We start from the raw sequence: 26,140 nt of genomic DNA, 5'->3' as shown, positions 1-26,140 counted from the left end.
TTATTCCCTTACTCTAATAAGGTTTACAGGCATTTTTTATATATTATAAAGTAAAACTATTCTAAAAATTTAGATCGTTTATTTTTCAGTTTAATTTCAATGATCATATGAAAAAAATAATTCAAATTGCTTTAAACCAGCATCGAAAGAAGGCGTTTTCACCAGATAGCTTAGAATAGGTTGTAATGCATCAATTTATTTTCACTCCAATGAGCGAAAATTATACATCCATCTCCCTAAAAAGAGCAGTGGGTCAAAGGGCATTCCGTGAGTTCCGGAAAAGGCTGAACCCTTTGGCTATGAAATCGTCTTATTTTTCCCTTACAATGGACACACTAGCAAGAAGAGAGGTGTTTCCATGTCGAATCAAAAAAATGTTGATGATTATATTCAAGATGGCATTTACGGAGCAAGGGAAACCTTGCCCGATGAAAGAAGGCTGTATCTTGGCTCGATAAGAGAAAGAATTGAAGTTGTCCTACTGCAAAACCAAGTGAGAGAAGACACGCCGTATCCTGAAATCGAAAAGGCAATGAAGGCGCATCCCTCATTGCAGTTATTTCTTAACGGCAATATGAATTATCAATATCTCTCAAAATATATTCAGCTTGCTGACCGCCATAGAATTACGTATTCAGTTGTTTCCAACAAGGAGCATAATTCCGAATACGGACTGGTGCTTGCTCATGAGGATGCAGTGGACAACGAACAGATTGATGTGCCTAAAAGAAAAAGATCTTCCGCTGAAGAAAAAAGGAAAAAGCCTTCTTTTTTTAAGCGGCTGTTTAAATAGTAACTGCTTATTTAAGTCTTTGAAGGCTGGGAGAAAACTCATTAAACTGCCCTCACGAACAAGATAAGATTCGTGTGAGGGCAGTTTTTGTTTGGTGCTGGGCGAAAGAAACATCATGTGAAATGATTGAAAAACGGGCACGTGGGCAGCAGGCGGGAATTACAGGGGAAGCATAGCAGGGTTACGCGCCAAGTACCGTCTGAGACCGATAAAAACGGAAAGGTGATCGATAAAGTGGAAAAGGTGATCGATAAAAGTGAAAACAAGTAAGATAAACCGTCGTCCGGGTGCCGCGAGGCCGATAAAAGCAGAAACTAGTTCGATGTGTGGTGAAAGTTGATCGATAAACCGTTTGAGATGATGGATAAACGGAAAAAGATGATCGATAAACGACTATGGCTTCATGCCTCCGTTCCAGGCAAGTGAGCGGCACGCGCCAAGTACCGTCTGAGACCGATAAAAACGGAAAGGTGATCGATAAAGTGGAAAAGGTGATCGATAAAAGTGAAAACAAGTAAGATAAACCGCCGTCCTGGTGCCGCGAGACCGATAAAAGCAGAAACTAGTTCGATAAGTGGTGAAAGTTGATCGATAAACCTGCTAAGATGATCGATAAACAGAAAAATATGAGCGATAAACGCCAACGCTCAAATCCCGAAACCCTGCAAAAAACCCCGCCAGCACGGAAATGAACCAATCCTTTAAAGGATGTTTAGATGACCACCCCAACCCTATTGGAAAAAAGTTTCTTCTATTTAAAATGGGACGGTTTTGTAATTGAATTCCAAAAAAATTGGTTCATACAGTTGAAAAGAAGGCTGGAAAAAGAAAAAGTTCAAAGCAATTTGCCTTATAAAGTGCATTTTTGGTATGATAAACAGTATTGTGAGTGTTCGAACAATCGCGGAGGTGACTTACACAATGACAAAAATTACAACAGATGAAGTAAAGCACGTAGCCCACTTGGCCCGCCTGTCTATTACAGAACAGGAAGCAGAAAAATTTGCTGATCAATTAGGCTCGATCATTACATTTGCAGAGCAGCTGAATGAGCTTGACACTTCTAATGTGGAGCCAACGACACATGTTCTTGAAATGAAAAATATTATGCGTGAAGATAAATCAGGCAAAGGCCTTCCACGTGAAGAAGTACTAAAAAATGCACCGGACCATCAGGATGGACAAGTTAAGGTGCCGACAATACTGGAATAGGGAGGGAAAAGAATGTCATTATTTGAGCATAAGCTAGCAGATCTTCAAGGTCTTCTACATAAAAAAGAAATTACCGTTACGGATCTTGTACGTGAATCATACAAGCGCATTTCAGAAGTGGATGATAGGGTTCAAGCCTTCCTGACATTGGATGAAGAACGCGCATTGGCACAAGCCGAGTCCCTGCAGAGCAAGCTTTCAGCAGACGGCCAGGGCATGCTTTTTGGTATGCCTGTTGGTGTAAAAGACAATATCGTAACGAAAGGTCTTCGCACTACGGCAGCAAGTAAAATTCTTGGCAATTTCGATCCAATTTATAATTCAACTGTTGCAGATAAACTCTTTGCTGCGGATGCCATTACGATTGGGAAATTGAACATGGATGAGTTTGCGATGGGATCATCAACAGAAAACTCTCATTTTGCTAAAACTAAAAACCCGTGGAATTTAGAAACCGTTCCGGGTGGATCATCAGGCGGATCAGCAGCGGCTGTGGCAGCAGGAGAAGTTCCATTTTCACTTGGATCCGATACAGGCGGATCGATTCGCCAGCCTGCTTCATTTTGCGGCGTAGTCGGTTTAAAACCAACCTATGGACGTGTATCCCGCTTCGGACTGATTGCATTCGCATCTTCTCTTGATCAAATTGGACCGATCACACGCAACGTTGAAGATAATGCCTACCTTCTTCAAGCGATTGCTGGACTTGACCCAAATGATTCAACCTCTGCAAATGTGGAAGTGCCGGATTACAAATCTGCATTGACTGGTGACATTAAAGGATTAAAAATCGCTGTGCCAAAAGAATACATGGGCGAGGGTGTAAGCGAGGAAGTTCGTCAATCCGTCCGTGAAGCATTAAAAGTGCTAGAAGGTTTGGGAGCTACGGTGGACGAGGTATCATTGCCTCACTCTAAATACGGAGTAGCAACATACTACCTGCTTTCTTCTTCAGAAGCATCGGCTAACCTTGCACGTTTTGATGGAATTCGCTATGGATATCGTGCAGAGAATGCGGAAAATTTGATTGACCTTTATAAAAAGACGCGTGCTGAAGGCTTTGGGGATGAAGTGAAACGCCGTATTATGCTCGGAACGTATGCCCTAAGCTCAGGCTATTATGATGCGTATTATAAAAAAGCCCAGCAGGTGCGTACACTGATTAAACAGGACTTTGATCAAATCTTCGAACAATATGATGTAGTAGTCGGACCAACTACACCAACACCATCATTTAAAATTGGTGAAAAAGTGGATGATCCTCTAACGATGTATGCCAACGATATTTTAACGATTCCGGTTAACCTTGCCGGAGTGCCGGGAATTTCTGTACCGGCAGGACTTTCAAGCAGCGGTCTGCCTCTTGGTCTGCAAATAATCGGCAAGCATTTTGATGAAAGCACTGTATACCGTGTTGCTCACGCATTTGAGCAAGCAACTGATCATCATACACTGCGACCAGAATTGTAGGAGGGAGAAAATATGACGAATTTTGAAACGATTATTGGACTTGAAGTTCACGTGGAATTAAAAACTGACTCCAAAATGTTCTCTCCTGCACCTGCTCATTTTGGTGCAGAACCGAACACAAACACAAATGTAATTGATCTTGGCTATCCGGGGGTTTTACCTGTAATCAATAAGCGGGCAGTGGAGTGGGGCATGAAAGCTGCAATGGCTTTAAACTGCGAAATTGCAGAGTCTACTAAATTTGACCGCAAAAATTACTTTTATCCGGATAATCCAAAGGCATATCAGATTTCTCAGTTTGATCAGCCGATTGGCGAACATGGCTGGGTGGAAATCGAAGTGGATGGCTATAAAAAGCGCATCGGCATTACCCGTCTTCATTTAGAAGAAGATGCAGGGAAACTGACGCATACCGACAAGGGTTATTCTCTTTGTGACTACAACCGTCAGGGAACACCGCTAATTGAGATCGTTTCTGAGCCTGACCTGCGTACGCCTGCAGAAGCCTATGCTTACTTAGAAAAGGTCAAATCGATTATTCAATACACCGGCGTATCTGACTGTAAGATGGAAGAAGGGTCACTTCGCTGTGATGCCAATATCTCACTGCGTCCTGTTGGTCAGGAAGAGTTTGGCACAAAAGCGGAGCTTAAAAACCTAAATTCGTTTAACTATGTGAAAAAAGGACTTGAGCATGAGGAAATTCGCCAGGAGCAGGTACTGCTTTCAGGCGGAGAAATTCAGCAGGAATCACGCCGCTTTGATGAAGCTACGGGTAAAACCCTGTTAATGCGTGTGAAGGAAGGATCGGATGACTACCGCTACTTCCCTGAACCGGATCTTGTTTCAATGTATATTGATGAAGAGTGGAGAGAAGCGGTTCGCGCAACAATACCTGAACTGCCTGACGCACGCAAAAAGCGCTATGTGGAAGATCTTGGTCTCCCTGGCTATGATGCGATGGTGTTAACTCTTACAAAAGAAATGTCAGATTTCTTCGAAGCAACACTTGAGCAGGGGGCAGATCCTAAACTGGCTTCCAACTGGCTGATGGGAGAAGTATCTGCTTATTTAAATGCCGGGCAGAAGGAACTGAAAGAGGTTGCACTGACTCCGCAAGGACTTGCTGGCATGATCAAGCTGATCGAGGATGGAACGATTTCATCTAAAATTGCTAAAAAAGTCTTTAAAGAACTGATTGAAAAAGGCGGCGATCCGAAAAAGATCGTAAAAGATAAGGGTCTTGTTCAAATTTCGGATGAAGGCGAATTGCTAAAATATGTTACGGATGTTTTGGATGCCAATCCGCAATCCATTGAAGACTTTAAAAATGGTAAAGACCGTGCAATCGGCTTCCTGGTCGGCCAGATTATGAAGGCCTCAAAAGGTCAGGCAAATCCGCCGATGGTAAATAAACTTCTGAATCAGGAAATTAAAAATAGATAATACATGACCTAACTGCCTCCCTGTCAGCATGAGCTGACACATTGGGAGGCAGTTTTTTTGTGGAAATTACAGAATCAAAATAATGGTAAAAAGATTGCCAGTATGCCATTCTAATAGAAAATCCATATAAAGAGGTGTCAAACATGACCGCATTAAATTATTGGTTTAATAAAGGCTTAACAATAGAAGAATACATAAGCCAGATGACGTTCCATAAAGACAATATGGAGCATGTATTGCAGGAATTCAATCTGCCGGATGATCAGGCTTTTTTTGATCAGCTTGCTTCAAGGAATTTAAGAGTGATTGTCATTACAGAGGATTGGTGCGGTGATGCGATGATGAACAATCCTGTTCTGATTGCTCTTGGAAAGGCCGCCAATCTTGATATTCGATTTATATTGAGGGATGAACATGCTGATCTGATGGATCAATACTTAACTAATGGAACTGCTCGCTCTATACCTATTTTTATTTTTATAAATGATCTAGGCGAAGAGGTGGCAAAATGGGGCCCGCGCGCAGCAAAGGTACAAGCCTTCGTGGATCAGGCCAGAAGCGAACTGCCTGCAAAAGAAGATGAGGCCTTTAAAGCGGGACAGGAACTGCTGATAAAACAGCTTACGGCTGCCTATAAAGAGCGGGAGGATTTTTGGCTTGAGGTTTATGGAGAATTAAAGGCAACCTTGCAGCCGTTATAAAGATTTCATACTTGACAGTGGAAATCTCCTTTAATTGGAGGTATGATAAAGATAAGCTGGAAGTTTCCAGCTTATCTTTTTTTGTTTGCATAATCATTACTCACATCTATTCAATAATCAGCAAACGATATTTTTTCTATTAATGACAATTAAGTCATATAAATTAAGCATTATTCTATAAAGATTAGGATGAGAAGTTATGAAAAGAGCGAGAATTATTTATAACCCTACATCAGGCAGAGAGCTGTTTAAAAAGCATTTGCCAGATGTACTGATGAAGCTTGAACAAGCAGGTTACGAAGCCTCGTGTCATGCGACGACTAGCGAAGGGGACGCGACAATTGCGGCAGAAACTGCTGTGAAACGCGGTTATGACCTGGTGATCGCTGCAGGGGGAGACGGGACGCTGAACGAAGTGGTGAATGGCCTGGCTGAAAAACCAAACCGTCCAAAGCTTGGCCTGATCCCCATGGGGACAACCAATGACTTTGCCCGGGCCCTGCACATTCCGCGCGACATTGATAAGGCACTCGATGTTATTTTAAAAGGCGAGACCATTCCTGTTGATCTTGGCCGCATGAATAACCGGTATTTCATTAATATCGCTGGCGGTGGCCGTATTACAGAACTGACTTATGAAGTGCCAAGCAAGCTAAAAACCATGCTTGGTCAGCTTGCCTACTATTTAAAAGGAATTGAGATGCTCCCTTCCTTCAAACCATCTGATGTGCGGATTGAGTATGACGGCAAAGTATTTGAAGGAGAAGTAATGATATTTCTTGTCGGCCTGACCAATTCAGTTGGCGGATTTGAAAAGCTTGCACCTGATTCTTCTATTAACGATGGATTGTTTACGCTTATGTTTTTGAAGAAAACCAATCTGGCTGAAACCATCCGTATTATTTCATTAGCACTGCGCGGGGAACATTTAAATGATCCACATTTGGTGTATGTGAAAGCCAATCATATTAAGGTCACAGCTAAAGAAAAAGTGCAGCTTAATCTTGACGGTGAATTTGGAGGTTTGCTGCCTGCAGAATTCCAAAATCTCTATCGTCATCTAACAGTATTTGCTCCACTGGATCAGCTTCGCGAGCAGGATGTTGTTGAACAGGATAAAACGGTTACGCTGAAAAACAGTTTATATGATTGAGAAAGATTGTTCCCATGGGGGAGCAGTCTTTTTTTTTGCCTTTTTCCATGCAGCTGGTCAAATAAAAAAAGTCAGCCCCGAAAGACTAACTTTTTTATTGATACAGCCATTCAACCGCATTATCCTGATCCGCAGCTAATGTACATTCTTCCACTGGAGCCCACTGGAAATTATAATGCATTCCGCCATCTTCGCTGTCTCCTTCGACAACATATTCCCATTCATCGGGCGTTTTTGCCTTTACTTCTAAATGAAAGAAATTTCGTTCGTAGTATTTTTCACGATCTTCTGCATAATACATCTGCTTGTGAAGCTTTCCTTGCAGATGCAGATCCTCACGCTTAAGCCCGCTTTCTTCTTCTACTTCGCGGTATAATGCGTCGATCAGCAGCTCAGTATCCTCAACGGTTCCGCCTGGTACCTGAAGGCCAGCTTCTGGGTAGTCGCGGTGTGTAAAGACAAGTAATTCTTTATGACCGTTTTGTTCCCTTGTGATATAAGCTAATACTTTTCTTTTTACGAATGGTGAATGTCCCATGCAAAGCCCTCCTTTTGTAAAAATTTTAAGAAAATATAGAATTGTTTCTTAATTATAAACAATTATGACAACTATTTCAACCTGCAAATAAAATGGGGGTGACATATGTATACCCGGTTTTGACTCAAAATAAACAAATTTTTGAAAATCGCAGAAAAAATAAATGTATGCTAAAATGAAATGCATTGTTATGGAACGTGATATTAGCGAAAAGGAAGATTATAATGGCGAAAAAACACGAGGGAGTAATCCCCGTTAAAAAAAATGATGTGCTGCAAGTAACCATAGAAGATTTAACACATGAAGGGCATGGTGTAGGAAAAGTCGAGGGATATCCTCTTTTTATTCCCAATGCTCTCCCAGGCGAAGCAATTGATGTGAAGGTCGTGAAAACCACCAAAAATTACGGCTTTGGACGGCTGATGGAGTGGCATGAAAAAAGTCCGGACCGGGTAGAACCGCCTTGTCCTGTTTATGACCGCTGCGGCGGCTGCCAATTGCAGCATCTAAGCTACGAAGGCCAGCTGAAAGCAAAACAAAAACAGGTACAGGAGGTATTGGCGCGTATTGGGAAACTGCCTCATGTACCGGTTCATCCGACGATTGGAATGGAAGAGCCATGGCGCTACCGCAATAAAAGCCAGGTTCCCATTGGCAGAAGCGATGGCCGCGTGATATCCGGATTTTATGCAAAAAGAAGCCATGAAATTGTCGATGTTAATCAGTGTATCATCCAGGAGCAGGTCAGTGATCAGGTGATGCAGCTGGTAAAAGAAAAAGCAAACGAGCTTGGCATTCAGCCCTACGATGAATTGCGCCATAAAGGCGTGCTGAGACATGTTGTGATCCGTTACGGCCGGACCTCAGGAGAAGTGATGGTCGTTTTGGTCACAAGAAGCAATCATGTACCGCATCTGTCAGAACTTGTTGATATGCTAAAAGAGAATATTAAAGGATTGACGTCAATCGTTCATAACGTCAATAATCAAAAAACAAATGTCATTATGGGGGATCAGACAACTGTCCTTTGGGGAAGAGAGGTTATCTATGACTCCATCGGGAACATTCAATTTGCCATATCTGCACGAAGTTTTTATCAGATCAACCCTGTACAAACGGAGGTCTTATATCAGACAGCTCTGGAGTACGCTGAACTGACAGGAGAAGAGTCCGTGGTTGACGCTTACTGCGGGATTGGCACAATCTCACTATTTCTGGCTCAAAAAGCAAAAAAGGTATATGGCGTAGAGATTGTTGAACAAGCGATTGAAGATGCAAAGATTAATGCAGAACTGAATGGTATCGATAACGCGGAATTTGAAGCAGGTCCTGCAGAAGTAGTGATCCCAAGATGGCACAAAGAAGGAAAGAAAGCAGATGTCATTGTTGTGGACCCTCCGCGTAAAGGCTGTGACGAAGCCCTTCTCACAACAATTCTCGAGATGAAACCGAAACGGGTTGTTTATGTGTCGTGTAATCCGGGAACGTTGGCACGTGACCTGCGTGTACTGGAAGACGGAGGATACCAAACGAAAAAAGTGCAGCCAGTGGATATGTTTCCACAGACTTCACATGTTGAAGCAGTTGCGGTGCTGGAACTTTGACAGGAAAGGATTCAGGGAGGTTAAGTTATGGAAAATAATGATATATTAGTACGTTTAAGATATGCATTGGACATAAAAGATATCGATATGGCAGAGATGTTTAAACTTGGCGGGGGTGAGCTAACGAAAGAAGAGACGGTAGAGATTCTGACAAAAGAAACGATTGAAAATGAAGCAGATGATACAGAAGAAATAGTATACCAGATGCGCTGTGACAATCGGATGCTCGAATCGTTTTTAAATGGATTTATCCTTTTTAATAGAGGACCGCAGGAATCAAAACCCGGACAGCCGGATCGGCCTCCTTTTACAATAAAAAGCCATGCCAGTGTAAATAATGTTGTGTTGAAAAAAATTAAGATTGCGCTTCAATTAACAAGCGATGACATTATCGAGATTATTGGTGAAGCGGGCGTCACGATTACCAAAGGGGAATTAAGTGCATTGCTGCGCAAGGAAGGGCACAAAAATTATAAAGAATGCGGAGACAAATACCTCAGGAATTTTCTGAAGGGTTTGGCTTTAAGGAATAGAGTTTAGTAAATAGGTGACATAATGTCTACTTTGAGTGATCAAAGTAGACAATGATCTTGCTTAGATAAAGTTCTCACGAATTTATTTCGTGAGAACTTTTTTTGTGGATTCGTCTTCTCTCATTACTCAGTTTATCTTACCGCACATTATTTTGTAATGTTAAAATAACGTTACTATTATAGTTATAATATTAAAAATAATTTGACATATAACATTACAAAAAGTAGAATACTATATTAACAGTACGATTTAAAATGTTGGAGGTGTGGAAAAGGGGTGAAACTGTAAAGTATTTTCTAAAATGTATACGCTTTCATTAGTTGCGCCGCAAGTTAGTTAAGTTTAAGTCCATTGAAACGGTCCCCGCAAATATTTAATAGAATAGGAGAATTCGATGAAACATTGGCTTACTTTACTTCTGATCATCTGCCTGGTAGTCCCTGCTTATTCAACTGGCCATGCAGTAAGTTCAAAAAATGGAAATCATACACCTAACCGTTCAAATGGAGAGGTGAAAAAGATAGAAAGAGCGATTAAAAACAATCAATTCTTTAGTAAATATGATTTTGATAAAGACAATGAACTCACTTATAAGGATGTATCTTATTTTAAGAAATTTATCTTAAAAAAAGAAGATGAATTCTACCTGAATCTGAATCACCTGAACTGGCTGAACGAAAAGGAAACGGTGCAGGGGACGGATATGATGATAACCAGGCTTTATGCAGAACCCAATAACCCCGATGATATCAGTCAGGGATATCATTATGTTGGCGATCCGCAGGAAGGGATTGCAGCTTTGGATGATGTGAGCAGGGCGGTTACCGCTTATGTGGAACATTACAGGCTTTACAAAGACACCCACAGCTTAAACAAAATGAAAGAAGGCTTGGAATTTGTTATGTGGATGCAGGAAGAGGATGGTGACTTCCGAAATTTTGTTGCATTAAACGATGACGGTGAAATTTACAAAAGAGACTCTCATTCTTCCTCTAAAACCTTCAGCTATTGGGCAGCAAGAGCCTATACCGCACTTAGCTATTCTTATGAAATTCTTGCAGAGGAAGATCCGGAACTTGCCCAAAGGGTAAAGGAGCATATGGACCTGTCAAGTCAACGAATTAACGAAAGAGTAAAGCCAAACTATGGAACCTATACAACGAAGGATGGGAAGGATTATCCTGCCTGGGATTTGTATGACAACTGGGTTTCCACCATCGCATTGGATGCTCTGACCAAACATCATGAAGCAGCACCGGATGTGACTGTTAAGGAAAATATTCAAATGCTGGGAGAATCGCTTTATGCCTCTCAATTTGGAGATTTTATTGAGTATCCTTTTGGTGGATTTATGAGTACATATTCAGACAGGACAGATATTTGGAACGAATGGGGAAGCCAGCAGACGGCATCAATGGCACTGGCAGGAAAAGCCACCGGGAACGAGAACTGGATAGCTGCGGCAGAGCTTGCAGCCGACAGTTTTTTAAGTGATCTGCTGATTTCAGGAAGAGCATTTTCAAAGCAGCCCAATGACATTGTGTATCCTCAGATTAATTATGGAACCGCATCTTACGTGGATAACTTCATCAAATTATTTGAAGTGACGGGTAAAGAAAAATATGCTTTCATGGCAGGCATAGCCGGCAAGTGGTGGCTTGGAAACAATGACAGGAATGTACCGATGTTTAATCAGGAATTTGGTATCGCGTTTGATGCAATTGATGAAGACAAGGTAAATCACAATTCAGGTGCTGAATCCAATGTTGAAGCGATCAGGGCTCTTGCCCGCATTTTACAGAATGACATTAGCACAACTGCCTTGTTTTCCACTGAAAAAGAAAAAAACAAAGCGGTAAAGCTTGAAGTGGAGGATCAATATATCGAAAAGCCGGATGAGCCTTTACCGGTTTCTAATGCCAGCTTGTCAAACCCTGATACAGCGATTGTTACGAAACCTTTTGATGATCCGGGATTGGATGAAACAAATGAAAACATAGAAAAAAACGACGTTATCCCAGAGGAATCCCGCGACAGAGAAGCTGAAATAGTGGAAGGGTGGCAGGGGCAAAACGCTTTATTTGTGAAAGGCTCGGGGTATAACAATACCAGATTGTACGATGATGCAAATTTATATCAGGATATTCCGATGAACGAAGTGGTAAGCACGCTTCAAGCGGGTGATTCTGTTAACCTGGAATTTGCCACACGGCTGGAGTTTGATACCCAGTTGACTGCTGAGGTCATTGCTTTAAACTCAGAAGGTGAAAGCAAAGTGATTTCTGAGGTGCAAGGAGTAAATTATCATTTTCGCCATTGGTATTCTGGCGGAAGTGCAATAAAAACAGTGCCGGTGGCTGCCATTCCGGAAGATACCATCAAGCTCAGAATAAAATTTTCCGTTGACTCCGATAATGAATGGTTTAACAAAGGATACGTTTCATTGGCAGGTGTAAAGCTTTTTAAAGCGAATACACCTGAATTAAGAGCGGGAGGCACCGATTTCTCAAAAGGCTATTACATTGAAATGCCTTCCGGCCAGGAAAAAGAAATGGAGCTGCCTGAAGAGATCAAAGCTGGAAAATATCGTGTTTATGTAAGCGCAAGAACAACTAAAGAGCCAAGTCAAATCTCCATGAAATTTAAAAAAGCACAGACTCTTTCTGTAGATTTAACGGATAAAAAAGAATCCGTTCAGATTATCCATGCAGGTGATATTAAAGTAACTGAGGGTCAAAAAGGAATCAAACTGATTAATAGCGGAAAAGTACCTGCTGATCTTGACCAGATTACTCTCTATCCGGTACAGTCTAAAGCTGTTTTTGAAACGGGTAAAGGTAAAAAGATTAACGTCATTCGGGACAGCATAAGCAACAAATTAGTGGTGGGCGAAGCGAAGAAACGAAAAAAACAGGATACTGTTCTTTCGGCTTACGAGATTGAGGGAGAGCAGGTACGCATATTGGGATCGATTGCAGATTCCAAAGGCCGGCCCCTTAAAAATAAGCGTATAACCATCAAAGCCGGCAGTAAAATGTATAAGGTTAAATCAAATTCAACAGGGGAGTTTAGTAAGCTGATTCCTTATGATGAAGAGCTAAAAAGAATCGAAATTAATTCAGGTAAAAATAAAAGCTACCTCTATTTTTAAGTATCAGGCAGTATCAGCGCCTCCATTGTATCTGGAGGCGTTTTTTGCGATTTTACCCACTAAACATTTTATCCAATTCATACAGTTTATCGTACGAACCCAAAAGCTCCTCAGGCACAAGTGTCCGTCCAAAAACCCAAGCGTTTTTTTCGATAAGTTTCATAAGCTGTTTTTTCTCCTCTTCTCCTCCGTACATCAAGGTTCTTAAATCATGTTTATTTTTCTTGAAATCTAAATAATAGCCAATTTCCCGATAAAGCATAAGTTTTACGAAATTTTCATTCGTCTCCTTCAATCTGACATTCATTTTTCCTTTGTATTGATTGATTTGAATGTAATTAAATTTTATTGTATTGGTCGAAATATTAAAGCTCATAGGGGCCTTTAATTGATTGTCAATTTCGTATGACAAACTTAACTTAAGTTCCTGCAGTGTCTCTTTAATGATTTTTTCTATTTCCCAAAAATACATCATATGAGCATTCATCCTTTTTCATCTATTTTTAACGGGTGTGTGTTTAGAAGCAATTGCCATGGATAAAGCCAAAAAACCCTTACATATTAAACATTCTAAGCTTATTTGGAAATTTAAACAAAGAAAAAAAGGTTTTTCAAGGGTTAAATAGCTGTTATACCGAAAGAAAATCACTTAATAGTGCTCGATCATTTCAAATGATCATCAGTGCTATATATTCCCATGTTTAAAATAAGAACATATGTTCTAAAATAATGATAGCAGCAGATGAACGAAGGAGGTTGAAAAGTGTATGCAAGGACATCCATCGAACAACAGCAAACCAAAAAAGCAGATTCAATTTAAACACATGGTTCAAATGGCTGCCGCAATCGCTGTGGTACTTGCAAATGCGGTTAAATTCATTCAAATCTTACTGGCTCTCATTAAATAGTAATGAGTCTTCACTCTTGCCCCTGCAAAGCATACAGTATAAAACCATACGAATGATGGGGTGATAGTGAATGAAAAAGCTGGATCCTAGCAAGCTTTTTGTGGAATTCAGACCAGGCGTGATGCAGACAGAGCCAATCATTGGACGGAAGTATACTTTGACGCATTCAGATGTAACGGCAAATTTATTTTTAACGATCGGGCTGGAATATGCCGCCGATAAGATTACTGCTATGCGGGATGAAGTCCTGGCCGAATGGCGGATCCATAATAGCCAGTGTTATTTGTGGGTGTATGTATATGTGGGCGGGCAGAATGAATCATCAGCATTGGGAGTGCGAAATGCCATATTCAGAAGAGAAATGCCGCTTGCATTAGAAGCGATCCGCTATGGGGACGGGGGATTATTTTCAGCGCATCCTCCATTGGATTTTGCACCGATCTGGATTCATTTTGATTCAACAGATCCGGTGTACAATAAAATTGAAAAATGGGGCAGGATGGCAGATTACCGATAGTTCATTTTCTGGTCGGTTTCAGGTTCTTTTGTAATGGGAAGAAAGGGGGTAGGACATTTTTATAGGAGGAACAAATAATGAATAAAACAATTTTTATAACTGGCGCTGGAACTGGACTTGGCAGAGGCACGGCGCTTGGTCTGGCAAAAAAAGGTCATCGTGTGATCGCGACCACAGAAAATACTTCTCAGAAAACGGATCTACTGCGGGAAGCGGAGCAGCAGGAACTGGACATTCAGGTATTTAAGCTGGATATTACGAACCCGCGTGATCTTTTAGAGATTGAAAAATATGATTTTGATGTTTTTGTAGCAAATGCAGCCATCAACGAAGGCGGGCCGCTGGGGGAAGTGCCGATGGATCGATTCCGGGAGCTCTTTGAGGTAAATGTTTTTGCAACGCTTGAAACGGCGCAATTTGCTGCACGTAAGCTTGTTCAAAAAGGAAGCGGCAAGATTGTATTCATGAGTTCTATGGCTGGGATCTCGGCGACACCTTATGTTGGACCATATACAGCAACAAAACATGCCCTGGAAGGAATCGCACAAACCATGCAGGCAGAGCTTCAAAAGCATGGGGTGAAAGTGGCAACCATCAACCCGGGGCCTTATGCAACAGGATTTAACAAACGTAGCGCAGAAGAAAAATGGAAGTGGTTTGATGATGAAAAACATTTTACACGCAGAGAAGATATGCTTGAGCAGGAAGAAGGACTAAAAGAGTTTAATCCCGAAGATATGATAAATAAAATGATTGAAATCATTCCTTCTGATCAGCACAAGTTCCGCACAGTCTATCCAGAAGAAACAGAAAAGCAATTAAAAGAAACAGAAAAAGAACGATGGGAAATGGATATCTGAATTATGACAGTCTCCGGCAGCCAAAAAGCCTGAACTCAGTATTATACTGGGTTCAGGCTTTATTATGTGTTTATAGTTTCCACAATACGATGTCATCCCCCAGCTCTGAAGAGGAGAGGAGTCCTTTAATATCCATAATAATACCCTTTCTGTCTTTCAACAGATCTTTAAAGATATTTACAGGCAGAGTGATAAAAGCACTGTGAGGAACGGCTATAAGTAACACATCCGCTTTTTCTAATTGATCCAGTTTTTTTAAATCGATCAATGCTTCACTTGCAAATTGCTCTTTCTTAACATGAGGATCGCATACCTGTACCTTTAATCCCAGGTTTTGCAATTCCTCTATGATTTCAATTGCCTTTGAATTGCGAATATCAGGGATATCTGGTTTAAATGTCACACCCATAACGGTAATAACAAGATCGTTTGGATTCTTTTTCTGCAATACAGCTTCTTTAAGTAAGGAAGTAACGATATATTCCGGCATAAAATCATTAATTTCCCTTGCAGCGCTCAAAAAGTGAGGGATGTATCCGGCTGCTTTTGATTTATGGATTAAATAGTATGGATCGACTCCAATACAGTGCCCTCCAACGAGTCCAGGGTGAAATGGTATGAAGTTCCATTTTGAACTGGCTGCTTCAATTGCTGCAAAGGTATCAATGCCTAACTTATTAAAGATTAGGGAAACTTCATTCATTAAGGCAATATTAATATCCCGCTGCGTATTTTCAAGTATTTTTGAAGCTTCCGCTACCTTAATCGTAGAAGCTTTAACAACTTGTGCTGTAATGACACTTTGATACAGCTGGTAGACTTTCTCCAGTGTTTTTTCATCCTGGGCGGATACGACTTTGTTTACGACTTCAAAGGTATGTTCCTTATCCCCTGGATTAATTCTTTCCGGTGAATAACCAACAAAAAAATCCTTCCCTGCCTGTAAGCCGGAGTGAGCTTCCAGAATAGGGATGCAGACTTCTTCTGTGGCGCCTGGATAAACAGTGGACTCATATACAACAACAGCATCCTTCGAAAGATTTTTCCCGATCACAGCTGAGGCATTTTTTAAGTAGGTTAAATCGGGTTCTTTGCTCGTTGAAATAGGAGTGGGAACAGCGACAATGATAAAACTGCATTGGTTTAACTTTTTTTCGTCGGTTGTAAATACAATGCCGGAGTTTTTCAATTGCTCCCCTGTAACTTCCCCCGTATAATCCTCAAAATTTGATAAGGTCTGAACTCTTTTAGGGCTCACGTCATAACCGATCACGCTGTATTTTTTGGAAAACCCCAATGCTACGGGCAATCCTACATAGCCAAGACCGACCATGCCAATTACTATTTTCTCTTCATTATTTGTATGAACATGTTCATCCTTGCTTTTATTTTTAAGTGACATATTTTCGTTCCTTTCAAAAAATCAGTGGTACTACTTTATATGCCATTAAATATGAGGAGTTACTATTTGAACGTAAAAAGTCAACCCTGCGCCAAGTAATGACTTATTTTTCTATATTGTCACCACCCAGGAATTTATAAATAAAATAATCATGTACTACGAATCTGTTTTTAAAGGAGCGGCAGAATGATTCCATTAATCAATTTAAAACAGCAATTTGGAACCATTAAGGATGAATTAATAGATGAAATGGAAAAGGTCCTGCTAAGCGGTCAGTATATCTTAGGTTCGAAAGTGGAGGAATTGGAAGAGAAAATAGCTGAAAAACTTGGGGTCTCCCATGCTGTTGCCGTTGCGAACGGCACGGATGCATTAATTCTTACACTTGATGCTTACGGAATTGGAAAAGGTGACGAAGTGATTACGACGCCATTTACCTTTTTTGCCACTGGAGAAGCGATTAGCAGAGTGGGAGCAACGCCTGTTTTTGTGGATATCGACCCCATAACATTTACGCTCTGTCCACTAAAAATTGAGGAAAAAATCACGCCAAAAACGAAAGCCATTATACCGGTGCATCTGTTCGGACAGACCGCCCATATGAATGAAATAAATCAACTGGCAAAAAAACATAACCTACTTGTAATAGAAGATGCGTGTCAGGCATTCGGTGCTGAGTATAAAGGCAAAGCAGCAGGAAGCTTGGGAGATGCAGCTTGTTTTTCATTTTTTCCAACCAAAAACCTTGGCACAGTAGGAGACGGTGGAATGATCACAACGTCTGATCCTGCCCTCGCTAAGAGAATTCGGACATTACGAATACATGGAAGCGTAAAAAAATATTTTCATAATGAAATTGGCTATAACAGCAGACTGGATGAATTGCATGCGGCTATTTTACTCACCTGCTTAAAACATATTGATCAATGGAATCAGCAAAGAGGTACGATCGCTGCAAGGTACAGAGCTTCTTTAAAAGATCTGAAACATGTTCATTCGCCTGCAGTCTCCTCAGGCAGCCTTCATGTCTATCATCTATATTGCCTCGAAACCGATTACAGGAAAGAGATCACTGAGTATTTACGTCAGAAAAATGTACAAACCGGAATTTACTACCCTTGCTGTCTTCATTTGCAGGAAGCCTTTAAAGGATTGGGGTATCAAAAGGGGTCCCTTCCAATCGCAGAAGCTCTTACAGAAAAGCTGTTTGCCATACCAATGCACCCTTTTTTGAGTGTCGAAAGCCAGGATAAAGTAATAGCAGCCATTCGTGAAAGCGAGGAGATCCTTTCATGTTGAAAATCGGGATAATCGGCTGCGGTTATATTTCTCAAAAACACCTGGATACCCTGCTCAGAATCAATCGTGTGGAATTAGCGGCAGTAAGCGATGTCCAAAAAAGCAAGATGGAAACGGCAGCAAATTATTACCGGAAAGCCAAAGGACATATCGGTTCAATCGAGTATTACGAAGATTATCTGGACCTGATTCAAGATGAAGAAATCGATATTGTCCTGATCGCTGTTATTTCAGGGCTTCACGGAAATATAGCAAAGCAGGCCTTACTGGCAGGCAAACATGTAATAGTAGAAAAGCCTTTGGCGCTCTCAATAGAAGAAGCAGATGACATTATCTCCCTATCGAAAGCAAAACAAAAGAAGGTGTTAGTTTGTCACCAGCTCCGTTACAGGCCAGTGATGGCAAAGATTAAACAGGTTCTCAAGGAAGGCCACCTGGGAGATCCTTATCTGGGAGTCGCTTCTGCCCGAATTAATCGTTCACCAGAGTACTATGCTCAAGCGACCTGGAGAGGCAGCTGGGAACACGATGGCGGAATGCTGATTAACCAGGGAATTCATATCGTGGATTTATTAATCTGGCTTTTAGGTGATATGGAGACTGTTTATGGTGAAATTGGTGCTGGCAGCCTCCATCAAAAAGAAACGGAGGATTTTGCTGCGGGCATTATTAATTTTTCGAATCACGCAAAGGGAGTCATTGAAGTGAATTCAGTGACCAAACCAAGCAATCAGGGATATTCTTTGTCTTTGTTTTGTGAAAAAGGATCACTGACCATCAGCGGGAACGGGCTGGATCGGCTGGACCATTGCTTTATCGAAAACGGGGATCTGCTGGTTGAGGAACTTAAGACACTAAGCAGCAAAAAAAATGAACACTTCTATATGTATCAAAATTTTATCGACTGCATAGAAAACGATCAATCAGACCTTGTCATGGATGCGTCAGAAGGGAAAAGAGCCCTGGAAGCGATTTTCGCTATTTATCAGTCAAATAATCTTAAAAACCCGATAACTATGCCGGTGACAAGTTTTTCAACAAAAGAAATGAAACAAGTATCTGTTGGGAGGAAAAAAACATGATTAGTCCAGCCGCCCAAATAGGAAAAAACGTTTCTATTGGAGAAAATGTGGTGATAGAAGATGGAGTAAAGATTGGTGATAATGTGATTATTGGCCATAATGTTGTCATCAAAAAGGATACAGTAATTGAAAATGAAGTACACATCCATGACCTAACGACGCTGGGCAGGTACCCGGGCACCAATAAAAAAATGGCAAGAAAACCCTCTCTTACGTTATCTCCGCTGATCATTCAAACTGGGGCCGTAATAGGAAGTAATTGTGTCGTGTATCGAGGAGTTCATATAAGTGAAGGTGTTTTTATCGGTGATCTTGCCAGCATTAGAGAAAATGTACGGATAGGCAGAGACAGTATAGTAGGAAGAAACGCAATTGTTGAGAATAAAACCACAGTGGGGGAAAGAGTAACCATCCAAACCGGCTCTTATGTAACAGCAGACATGATAATTGAAGATGATGTATTTATAGGACCCTGTTTTTCCTCTTCAAATGATAAATATATGGGAATGGGGAACTACGCTCATGCGGGGCCGGTCATAAAAAAAGGAGCTAAAATTGGCAACAATGCTACATTACTTCCTTCTATTATAATTGGTGAAGGTGCGATCGTAGGAGCGGGAGCGGTTGTAACAAAGAATGTAGCCGCAAAGGACATCGTAGTAGGAAATCCATCCAAACCGCTAAGCAAAAATACTAAAACCAGTGCTGATTAATGGCATTGGTTTTTTATATGTAAAATAAATAATATTTTATAGTCAATTTGTCATCACCCCTAATCTTCTAAAAACATACAATAGTAGAGTTTCATTATTGTAAACCAATAGGTGAAATAGTTCCGTCATAAGGAGGGATGGCGGATATTGTTCACGGGAACCTTCTATTAATTGTCTTTTAATGTTCTTCGGACTGCTAGATTTTCAAAAAAAGGAGCGAATGAGTGTTAACTTATTTACCTGAATTTTTTAGCTTAAAGAAATTCATTGAAGATATGTATGGTAACTGATGAACAAACTCTGTTTTTTGCAAATCAAATGTCAAACTTTAAAAAGATGAAAGGAGAAATCAAGTGTCACATCCAAACATCCCCAATATTTCCCCAAATATCACACTCACAAGAGATGACGCCATCAATTTGCTTCTAGCTTCTATTGCAATGGAAGAATTAGGTCTGGCCCATATCTTAAATGCAGAAGGAGAAAAAATCCAGTATGCCCTTGGCACCTTGCCAGGACTATCCAATGCAGCTACTTTACCCGAAATTCTGGAAGTAAATGAAAGTGTGCAAGAAATGTTGGAACTGGCAATGAAAAAAGAATTATTGCTGGATAACAAGCTTAAACAGGTGAGTGGAATCATTGATGATTCTGGCTCGACAGGTGCCCCGGGTCCAACAGGTGCCCCGGGTCCAACAGGTGCCCCGGGTCCAACAGGAGCAACAGGCGCAACCGGAGCAGCCGGAGCAACGGGAGCAACAGGAGCAGCCGGAGCAACGGGAGCAGCCGGGGCAACAGGCGCAACCGGAGCCACAGGCGCAGCCGGAGCAGCCGGGGCAACTGGAGTTACAGGAGCAGCCGGAGCAACCGGAGCCACAGGAGCAGCTGGACAAACCGGAGCCACAGGCGCAACAGGTGCACAAGGTCCAACCGGTCCAGCTGGAGGGGCAACAGGGGCAACCGGAGCCACAGGAGCAGCCGGAGCAACAGGGGCAACCGGAGCCACAGGAGCAGCCGGAGCAACGGGAGCAGCCGGGGCAACAGGAGCAGCCGGAGCAACGGGAGCAACAGGCGCAGCCGGAGCAACAGGAGCAACGGGAGCAGCCGGGGCAACAGGAGCAACCGGAGCAACAGGAGCAACGGGAGCAGCCGGAGCAACCGGAGCAGCCGGAGCAACAGGAGCAACGGGAGCAGCCGGGGCAACCGGAGCAACCGGAGCAACAGGAGCAACGGGAGCAGCCGGAGCGACAGGAGCAGCCGGAGCAACGGGAGCAGCCGGGGCAACAGGAGCAACAGGCGCAGCCGGAGCAACGGGGGTTACAGGAGCCACAGGCGCAACCGGAGCCACCGGAGCAGCCGGAGCAACAGGCGCAGCCGGGGCAACAGGAGCAACAGGAGCAACCGGAGCAACCGGAGCAACAGGAGCAACCGGAGCAACAGGAGCAACGGGAGCAGCCGGAGCAACAGGAGCAGCCGGAGCAACGGGAGCAGCCGGAGCAACAGGAGCAACCGGTCCAGCCGGAGCAACGGGAGCACCAGGCCCAACAGGGGCTGCTGGATCAGGGTCATTTATTGAAACAATTAAAATTGGTGATCTAGATGAACGAATTCCATTTAATGTTAGTGGAGGAAACAGCCAGGCAATAGGTGCTCTCGCATATAAAGGCGATTCAACTACAATTACCAGTCTTGCTGCATATGTTACTCAAGTAGGGTCAACCGGCAACTTCCAAATGGCTGTATTACAGCCAACTGGTACAACTTCTGCACAGGTTATTGCTGTAACCACAGTTGCCACATCACTAACTCCAGGATTGTTTACTTTGCCGTTAACCGCACCAGTTACTCTTTCGCCAACTAATGTTTATTATCTTGCGGTATACAACCAAGTTAATGGAGCATTTTTAGGAGGAAGACTTACCGGTGTAGGCGGAACTGCACCAGCTTTCCCGATTAACTTTAGAGTACAGAATATACCATTGTTTAGTGTTGGGCAGATTATTAATACCTCAGATATTATAAATTTGTCGCCATGGATTGCAGGTATATAGAATCGAAAAAATTAATTTTCGGCATAGAGAATTATAATTTTTTAAGTTTAGGTTCAACTTTGGTGACAGGACCTAAGACCATACTATACAGCTTATCGTAAATAATTTTGATCATCATTTGTAAAAAATGCAGAGCTATCAATGGCATCAGTAGCATTAATAGCTCAAACAGTAACTGTAAATCCAGGAATAAGATTTCCTCCTATTATCATAGTAGATTATTACGATTCATTTAAAAATTGTTTGCTCATATATAGTCAGTCTTGTTAATCCCTAAATCTTTTTAAGGTAATTAGCTTATACCAAAGCTTCAGGTAATGAATAGTATATGAAGAGCAATTATGGTTTTAATTTGCCATATTAATTGTTCAAAAAAAAAATGAAAGGAGAAATCAAATGTCACATCCAAACATCCCCAATATTTCCCCAAATATTACACTCACAAGAGATGACGCCATTAATTTGCTTTTAGCTTCTATTGCGATGGAAGAGTTAGGCCTGGCCCATATCTTAAATGCAGAAGGAGAAAAAATTCAGTATGCCCTTGGCACCTTGCCAGGACTATCTAATGCAGCTACTTTACCCGAAATTCTGGAAGTAAATGAAAGTGTGCAAGAAATGTTGGAACTGGCAATGAAAAAAGAATTATTGCTGGATAACAAGCTTAAACAGGTAAGTGGAATCATTGATGATTCTGGCTCGACAGGTGCCCCAGGCCCAACAGGTGCCCCGGGTCCAACCGGAGCAGCAGGTCCAACCGGAGCAGCAGGTCCAACTGGAGCAGCAGGAGCAACGGGAGCAGCAGGTCCAACTGGAGCAGCAGGTCCGACCGGAGCAGCAGGTCCAACTGGAGCAGCAGGTCCAACTGGAGCAGCAGGTCCGACCGGAGCAGCAGGAGCGACAGGTGCAGACGGAGCAACGGGAGCAGCAGGTCCAACCGGAGCAGCAGGAGCGACAGGTGCAGACGGAGCAGCAGGTCCAACCGGAGCAGCAGGAGCAACGGGAGCAACAGGTGCAGATGGAGCAACGGGAGCAGCAGGTCCGACCGGAGCAGCAGGAGCGACAGGTGCAGACGGAGCAACGGGAGCAGCAGGTCCAACCGGAGCAGCAGGAGCGACAGGTGCAGACGGAGCAACCGGAGCAGCAGGTCCAACCGGAGCAGCAGGAGCGACAGGCGCAGCAGGCCCAACCGGAGCAGCAGGTCCAACCGGAGCAGCAGGAGCGACAGGTGCAGACGGAGCGACAGGCGCAGCAGGTCCAACAGGAGCAGCGGGAGTAACAGGAGCGACGGGCGCAGCAGGTCCAACCGGAGCAGCAGGAGCGACGGGCGCAGATGGAGCAGCAGGAGCGACGGGCGCAGCAGGTCCAACCGGCGCAGCAGGAGCGACAGGCGCAGCAGGAGCAACGGGCGCAGCAGGTCCAACCGGAGCACAAGGTCCAACCGGCCCAGCCGGAGGAGCAACGGGAGCCACAGGTCCAGCGGGAGCCACAGGTCCGGCAGGAGCCACAGGTCCAGCAGGTCCAACAGGAGCACAAGGGCCAACAGGTCCAGGCGGAGGGGCAACCGGAGCCACAGGTCCAGCGGGAGCCACAGGACCGGCAGGAGCCACAGGTCCAGCAGGTCCAACAGGAGCACAAGGGCCAACAGGTCCAGCAGGAGGAGTCGGTTTATTCCAATTCGATCAGTCCCAAGCTGGTACTGGAATCAATCCTGATGAAGAAACAACAGTTCTAACGGTATCTATAACAACTGATGGAACACAGTCATTAAAAATTGATTCTATGGTAGAGGTTGATGTAGTAGCAGGTTTAAGTACTGCATTCGATTATACCGTTGCATATTCACTTTTCAGAGACGATGCCCTTATCACCACTATATCTGAAACTAATGTGGGTGAAAAGCCAATAAACATTGTTCGATTATTTAGTGAGATCCCTAATATGACATGGTTTGATACCCCGGCTGCAGGTACTCACACTTATGAGATCAGAATAACTGTAACAGGCACAAATATATTAACAATCACAGCAAATACAAGGGCATTAAATATCATCGGATTAAGCTAACAGCGAATGAATGAAGGCAATTCGGCCTATAAGCCGGATTGCCTTTTAAATATTCTTGTAAGAATATTTAAACTATCTATTAATTCTCAATAAATTTAAAGATTTTAAAATTAAGGCTATCTACATAAGCAACAACAAGTAATATCCATAAGCTATAAGGAAGCTCTTATAAATTAAATATGGGTTTCTAAAAAACGCAGAAAGGGTGTGAATAAATGAAACTTAAAATTTGAGTAATGAATGGAGGACTTGTAACAGGCTCTCTGCCTCCTTAGAGAGATTAGATGCATTTGTAACTCTGTAAGAAATCATATTAATTGCTCGTCCAGACACTAATTACAGTTCTCCTATTCTAGTAAATGGGTAGTTTAAAAAAATAACCGGTTCACCCTGAGTCTTGAGACCAAAAAGAATACAAGGGCAGTTAGAGACCCGCATTACTAGTGTATCCGTATTATCAAAAGAAGCTTCCTTGGATTTTGAATTGAAAAGATGAAAATATATTAGGCTTATGCGCTGAAAGCGTTGAGGAAGGTACATCTGAAAACCTAATGAGCTTTAAAAAAATGCTGCAACCAATTTTAAAAAGATTTAAATATTCAAGGTCATAACCAATTTTGGTCACAGGGAAGCAGGATTTAAACTAAATAGCTTATCGATAATTAATTGAGATCATTATTTGATTAAAGTGTAGCGTTGGATAAGCACTTTTTATCTGAAGAAAGCAGATTATTTATTTGATAATTACCGTTTTGTAGTTTTGAAATTATAAGGTTTACCTCATGTACCGGTAAAGGAATTAATTTCAAAAAATGTAATAAAGACAGGGACAAATGCTTAAACCACTCTAAATTATTTTCATAAGATAATATGAAGCTTTTATATATGAAAGGAAGTGAAAAAGTGACCATTGAAAATAGAGTAATAAATGGTGGATTTGAAACTGGATCCTTACCACCTTGGACCGGATTAAATGCCTCAGTAACATCACAGACAAGTCATACAGGAACCTATAGTGCCTTATTAGCCACTACATCAGTAGCATTTATAGCTCAAACCGTCATTGTAAATCCAGGGGAAAGATTCGAATTCATTGCTTCATTAGCTAAACAGAACAATAACCCTAATCCTCCAATTATTATAGTAGTAGACTACTACGATTCATCTTTTAATTTTTTAAGCAGGGGATTAGCTTTAAATATTTCAACCAATCGGCTGCCACCGGCTGGAGACTGGTTAGAGGTATACGGCACAACAAGCATTTCCCCGCCAGGAACAGCATTTGGAGTAGTCCTCATTCAAAAATTAGCTTTGCCAAATAGTTCCCCAATTTTTGTAGATGATGTTGCATTTTTGACCGTAACTGAAACGATAGGACCAACCGGGCCAACCGGACCAACCGGACCAACCGGAATAACTGGTGCAACAGGGGCCGCAGGAGCCACAGGTGTAACTGGAGCCACAGGCGTAACTGGAGCAACCGGAGCAACAGGCGCAACTGGAGTTACTGGTGTAACTGGAGCAACCGGAGCAACTGGAGCCACAGGAGTAACTGGTGCAACTGGAGCCACAGGAGCCACAGGAGCCACAGGCGTAACAGGCGTAACAGGCGCAACTGGTGCAACAGGCGTAACTGGAGTCACAGGACCAACAGGAGTCACTGGAGCGACTGGCGTAACCGGAGTAACCGGAGCAACTGGAATCACTGGAGCCACTGGAGTCACAGGAGCAACGGGTGCAACCGGAGTGACGGGTGCAACGGGAGTCACTGGAGCGACCGGAGTAACTGGAGCCACTGGTGTAACTGGTGTAACTGGTGCAACTGGCGTAACAGGAACAACGGGTGCAACTGGAGCAACTGGTGTAACAGGAGTAACTGGTGCAACAGGTGTAACTGGAGCAACTGGTGTAACAGGAGCAACGGGAGCCACAGGAGTAACTGGTGCAACTGGAGTAACTGGTGTAACTGGTGCAACCGGAGCAACAGGAGTAACTGGAGCAACAGGAGTAACTGGTGCAACTGGAGCGACTGGAGCAACTGGAGCGACTGGAGTAACTGGTGTAACTGGTGCAACTGGTGCAACTGGCGTCACTGGAGCAGCTGGCGTCACTGGTGCAACTGGTGTAACTGGAGCAACAGGAGTAACTGGAGCAACGGGTGTAACCGGAGCAACCGGCGTAACCGGATCAACAGGAGCCACTGGTGTAACTGGAGCGACTGGCGTAACAGGAGCTACTGGATCAACAGGAGCCACTGGTGCAACGGGAGCAACGGGAGCAACGGGAGCAACGGGAGCAACGGGTGTAACTGGAGCAACTGGCGTAACTGGAGCAATGGGTGTAACTGGAGCAACTGGTGTAACTGGCGTAACCGGAGCAACCGGAGCAACAGGTGTAACCGGAGCAACCGGAGCAACAGGTGTAACCGGAGCAACCGGAGCAACAGGTGTAACCGGAGTAACCGGAACAACCGGAGCAACAGGTGTAACTGGAGCAACTGGTGCAACTGGCGTAACAGGAACAACGGGTGCAACTGGCGTAACAGGAACAACGGGTGCAACTGGAGCAACTGGTGTAACAGGAGTAACTGGTGCAACAGGTGTAACTGGAGCAACTGGTGTAACAGGAGCAACGGGAGC

The 26,140-nt window shown here is 43.0% G+C and carries 22 protein-coding genes; 18 read left to right on the top strand and 4 right to left on the bottom strand.

Annotated features, from left to right (window positions below; all coding sequences use genetic code 11):
* The first annotated feature begins 358 nt into the window (after window positions 1–358).
* Complete coding sequence (locus tag E2R51_RS17555; RefSeq protein WP_133378402.1) at window positions 359–793, top strand: YueI family protein; 435 nt, start codon at window positions 359–361, stop codon at window positions 791–793.
* A gap of 401 nt (window positions 794–1,194) precedes the next feature.
* Here E2R51_RS17555 and E2R51_RS17550 read toward each other — a convergent pair whose 3' ends face one another.
* Window positions 1,195–1,437 (bottom strand): hypothetical protein, encoded by a 243-nt coding sequence (locus tag E2R51_RS17550; protein ID WP_133378401.1) that lies wholly within the window; start codon window positions 1,435–1,437, stop codon window positions 1,195–1,197.
* Window positions 1,438–1,714: 277 nt separating this feature from the next.
* On the opposite strand from E2R51_RS17550, the gene gatC reads away from it, so the two are divergent.
* The 5 genes from gatC to E2R51_RS17525 all read left to right on the top strand — a co-directional run bounded on the left by gatC (window position 1,715) and on the right by E2R51_RS17525 (window position 6,775).
* Window positions 1,715–2,005, top strand: a complete 291-nt coding sequence (gatC, locus tag E2R51_RS17545; RefSeq protein ID WP_133378400.1) for an Asp-tRNA(Asn)/Glu-tRNA(Gln) amidotransferase subunit GatC — start codon at window positions 1,715–1,717, stop codon at window positions 2,003–2,005.
* A gap of 12 nt (window positions 2,006–2,017) precedes the next feature.
* Entirely contained in the window at window positions 2,018–3,475 is a 1,458-nt protein-coding gene (gene gatA / locus E2R51_RS17540; RefSeq protein WP_133378399.1) for an Asp-tRNA(Asn)/Glu-tRNA(Gln) amidotransferase subunit GatA, read from the top strand.
* Between the two features lie 12 nt (window positions 3,476–3,487).
* Entirely contained in the window at window positions 3,488–4,921 is a 1,434-nt protein-coding gene (gatB, locus tag E2R51_RS17535; protein WP_133378398.1) for an Asp-tRNA(Asn)/Glu-tRNA(Gln) amidotransferase subunit GatB, read from the top strand.
* 143 nt (window positions 4,922–5,064) lie between these two features.
* A complete protein-coding gene (locus E2R51_RS17530; protein ID WP_133378397.1) occupies window positions 5,065–5,622 on the top strand; it encodes a thioredoxin family protein in 558 nt (185 codons plus the stop codon).
* A 199-nt stretch (window positions 5,623–5,821) separates the two neighbouring features.
* Window positions 5,822–6,775, top strand: a complete 954-nt coding sequence (locus tag E2R51_RS17525) for a diacylglycerol kinase (protein ID WP_133378396.1) — start codon at window positions 5,822–5,824, stop codon at window positions 6,773–6,775.
* 94 nt (window positions 6,776–6,869) lie between these two features.
* Here E2R51_RS17525 and E2R51_RS17520 read toward each other — a convergent pair whose 3' ends face one another.
* On the bottom strand, window positions 6,870–7,313 hold the full coding sequence (locus E2R51_RS17520; protein ID WP_133378395.1) for an NUDIX hydrolase: 444 nt from the start codon (window positions 7,311–7,313) through the stop codon (window positions 6,870–6,872).
* A gap of 224 nt (window positions 7,314–7,537) precedes the next feature.
* On the opposite strand from E2R51_RS17520, the gene rlmD reads away from it, so the two are divergent.
* The 3 genes from rlmD to E2R51_RS17505 all read left to right on the top strand — a co-directional run bounded on the left by rlmD (window position 7,538) and on the right by E2R51_RS17505 (window position 12,602).
* Window positions 7,538–8,917, top strand: a complete 1,380-nt coding sequence (gene rlmD / locus E2R51_RS17515) for a 23S rRNA (uracil(1939)-C(5))-methyltransferase RlmD (protein WP_133378394.1) — start codon at window positions 7,538–7,540, stop codon at window positions 8,915–8,917.
* 27 nt (window positions 8,918–8,944) lie between these two features.
* On the top strand, window positions 8,945–9,457 hold the full coding sequence (locus tag E2R51_RS17510; RefSeq protein ID WP_133378393.1) for a YehS family protein: 513 nt from the start codon (window positions 8,945–8,947) through the stop codon (window positions 9,455–9,457).
* A 388-nt stretch (window positions 9,458–9,845) separates the two neighbouring features.
* Window positions 9,846–12,602: a hypothetical protein gene (locus E2R51_RS17505; protein ID WP_133378392.1), complete on the top strand. Its 2,757-nt coding sequence runs from the start codon at window positions 9,846–9,848 to the stop codon at window positions 12,600–12,602.
* A gap of 52 nt (window positions 12,603–12,654) precedes the next feature.
* Here the strand turns inward: E2R51_RS17505 and E2R51_RS17500 are convergent, their stop codons facing one another.
* The gene (locus E2R51_RS17500) at window positions 12,655–13,077 is read right to left on the bottom strand and encodes a hypothetical protein (protein ID WP_133378391.1); all 423 of its coding nucleotides are present in this window, start codon (window positions 13,075–13,077) and stop codon (window positions 12,655–12,657) included.
* Between the two features lie 292 nt (window positions 13,078–13,369).
* Here E2R51_RS17500 and E2R51_RS19890 point away from each other — a divergent pair, with 292 nt between their 5' ends.
* The 3 genes from E2R51_RS19890 (at window position 13,370) to E2R51_RS17490 (ending at window position 14,887) form a co-directional block, all read left to right on the top strand.
* Window positions 13,370–13,510: a hypothetical protein gene (locus tag E2R51_RS19890; RefSeq protein WP_165967266.1), complete on the top strand. Its 141-nt coding sequence runs from the start codon at window positions 13,370–13,372 to the stop codon at window positions 13,508–13,510.
* A 70-nt stretch (window positions 13,511–13,580) separates the two neighbouring features.
* Window positions 13,581–14,027 (top strand): staygreen family protein, encoded by a 447-nt coding sequence (locus E2R51_RS17495; protein WP_133378390.1) that lies wholly within the window; start codon window positions 13,581–13,583, stop codon window positions 14,025–14,027.
* Between the two features lie 77 nt (window positions 14,028–14,104).
* Window positions 14,105–14,887 (top strand): SDR family oxidoreductase, encoded by a 783-nt coding sequence (locus E2R51_RS17490; protein ID WP_133378389.1) that lies wholly within the window; start codon window positions 14,105–14,107, stop codon window positions 14,885–14,887.
* A 70-nt stretch (window positions 14,888–14,957) separates the two neighbouring features.
* Here E2R51_RS17490 and E2R51_RS17485 read toward each other — a convergent pair whose 3' ends face one another.
* Window positions 14,958–16,289, bottom strand: coding sequence for a nucleotide sugar dehydrogenase (locus E2R51_RS17485; protein ID WP_133378388.1), 1,332 nt, complete (start codon window positions 16,287–16,289; stop codon window positions 14,958–14,960).
* A gap of 186 nt (window positions 16,290–16,475) precedes the next feature.
* Between E2R51_RS17485 and E2R51_RS17480 the strand changes: the two genes are divergently transcribed.
* From E2R51_RS17480 to E2R51_RS17455, 6 genes are all read left to right on the top strand, one after another.
* Window positions 16,476–17,588: a DegT/DnrJ/EryC1/StrS family aminotransferase gene (locus E2R51_RS17480; RefSeq protein WP_133378387.1), complete on the top strand. Its 1,113-nt coding sequence runs from the start codon at window positions 16,476–16,478 to the stop codon at window positions 17,586–17,588.
* The gene (locus tag E2R51_RS17475) at window positions 17,582–18,670 is read left to right on the top strand and encodes a Gfo/Idh/MocA family protein (RefSeq protein ID WP_133378386.1); all 1,089 of its coding nucleotides are present in this window, start codon (window positions 17,582–17,584) and stop codon (window positions 18,668–18,670) included. The genes E2R51_RS17480 and E2R51_RS17475 overlap by 7 nt, the downstream gene beginning before the upstream one ends.
* Window positions 18,667–19,383, top strand: coding sequence for an N-acetyltransferase (locus E2R51_RS17470; RefSeq protein ID WP_133378385.1), 717 nt, complete (start codon window positions 18,667–18,669; stop codon window positions 19,381–19,383). Before E2R51_RS17475 ends, E2R51_RS17470 begins: the two co-directional genes overlap by 4 nt.
* Window positions 19,384–19,736: 353 nt before the next feature.
* Entirely contained in the window at window positions 19,737–21,434 is a 1,698-nt protein-coding gene (locus tag E2R51_RS17465) for an alpha-helical endospore appendage domain-containing protein (protein WP_205703347.1), read from the top strand.
* 396 nt (window positions 21,435–21,830) lie between these two features.
* Complete coding sequence (locus tag E2R51_RS17460; protein WP_133378384.1) at window positions 21,831–23,501, top strand: collagen-like triple helix repeat-containing protein; 1,671 nt, start codon at window positions 21,831–21,833, stop codon at window positions 23,499–23,501.
* 903 nt (window positions 23,502–24,404) lie between these two features.
* A partial coding sequence (locus E2R51_RS17455) for an NTTRR-F1 domain (RefSeq protein ID WP_133378383.1) occupies window positions 24,405–26,140 on the top strand: 1,736 nt, incomplete at its 3' end.

It is taken from the genome of Jeotgalibacillus sp. S-D1, assembly GCF_004358665.1.
Classification (GTDB): Bacteria; Bacillota; Bacilli; order Bacillales; family Jeotgalibacillaceae; genus Jeotgalibacillus.
This window is presented reverse-complemented; position numbering and strand designations above follow the sequence as displayed.

Bases quoted from the DNA above. Each gene is read 5' to 3' on its own strand.
- E2R51_RS17555 (WP_133378402.1), top strand. From the start codon at position 359: ATGTCGAATCAAAAAAATGTTGATGATTATATTCAAGATGGCATTTAC.
- gatC (WP_133378400.1), top strand. From the start codon at position 1,715: ATGACAAAAATTACAACAGATGAAGTAAAGCACGTAGCCCACTTGGCC.
- gatA (WP_133378399.1), top strand. From the start codon at position 2,018: ATGTCATTATTTGAGCATAAGCTAGCAGATCTTCAAGGTCTTCTACAT.
- gatB (WP_133378398.1), top strand. From the start codon at position 3,488: ATGACGAATTTTGAAACGATTATTGGACTTGAAGTTCACGTGGAATTA.
- E2R51_RS17530 (WP_133378397.1), top strand. From the start codon at position 5,065: ATGACCGCATTAAATTATTGGTTTAATAAAGGCTTAACAATAGAAGAA.
- E2R51_RS17525 (WP_133378396.1), top strand. From the start codon at position 5,822: ATGAAAAGAGCGAGAATTATTTATAACCCTACATCAGGCAGAGAGCTG.
- E2R51_RS17520 (WP_133378395.1), bottom strand. From the start codon at position 7,313: ATGGGACATTCACCATTCGTAAAAAGAAAAGTATTAGCTTATATCACA.
- rlmD (WP_133378394.1), top strand. From the start codon at position 7,538: ATGGCGAAAAAACACGAGGGAGTAATCCCCGTTAAAAAAAATGATGTG.
- E2R51_RS17510 (WP_133378393.1), top strand. From the start codon at position 8,945: ATGGAAAATAATGATATATTAGTACGTTTAAGATATGCATTGGACATA.
- E2R51_RS17505 (WP_133378392.1), top strand. From the start codon at position 9,846: ATGAAACATTGGCTTACTTTACTTCTGATCATCTGCCTGGTAGTCCCT.
- E2R51_RS17500 (WP_133378391.1), bottom strand. From the start codon at position 13,077: ATGATGTATTTTTGGGAAATAGAAAAAATCATTAAAGAGACACTGCAG.
- E2R51_RS19890 (WP_165967266.1), top strand. From the start codon at position 13,370: ATGCAAGGACATCCATCGAACAACAGCAAACCAAAAAAGCAGATTCAA.
- E2R51_RS17495 (WP_133378390.1), top strand. From the start codon at position 13,581: ATGAAAAAGCTGGATCCTAGCAAGCTTTTTGTGGAATTCAGACCAGGC.
- E2R51_RS17490 (WP_133378389.1), top strand. From the start codon at position 14,105: ATGAATAAAACAATTTTTATAACTGGCGCTGGAACTGGACTTGGCAGA.
- E2R51_RS17485 (WP_133378388.1), bottom strand. From the start codon at position 16,289: ATGTCACTTAAAAATAAAAGCAAGGATGAACATGTTCATACAAATAAT.
- E2R51_RS17480 (WP_133378387.1), top strand. From the start codon at position 16,476: ATGATTCCATTAATCAATTTAAAACAGCAATTTGGAACCATTAAGGAT.
- E2R51_RS17475 (WP_133378386.1), top strand. From the start codon at position 17,582: ATGTTGAAAATCGGGATAATCGGCTGCGGTTATATTTCTCAAAAACAC.
- E2R51_RS17470 (WP_133378385.1), top strand. From the start codon at position 18,667: ATGATTAGTCCAGCCGCCCAAATAGGAAAAAACGTTTCTATTGGAGAA.
- E2R51_RS17460 (WP_133378384.1), top strand. From the start codon at position 21,831: ATGTCACATCCAAACATCCCCAATATTTCCCCAAATATTACACTCACA.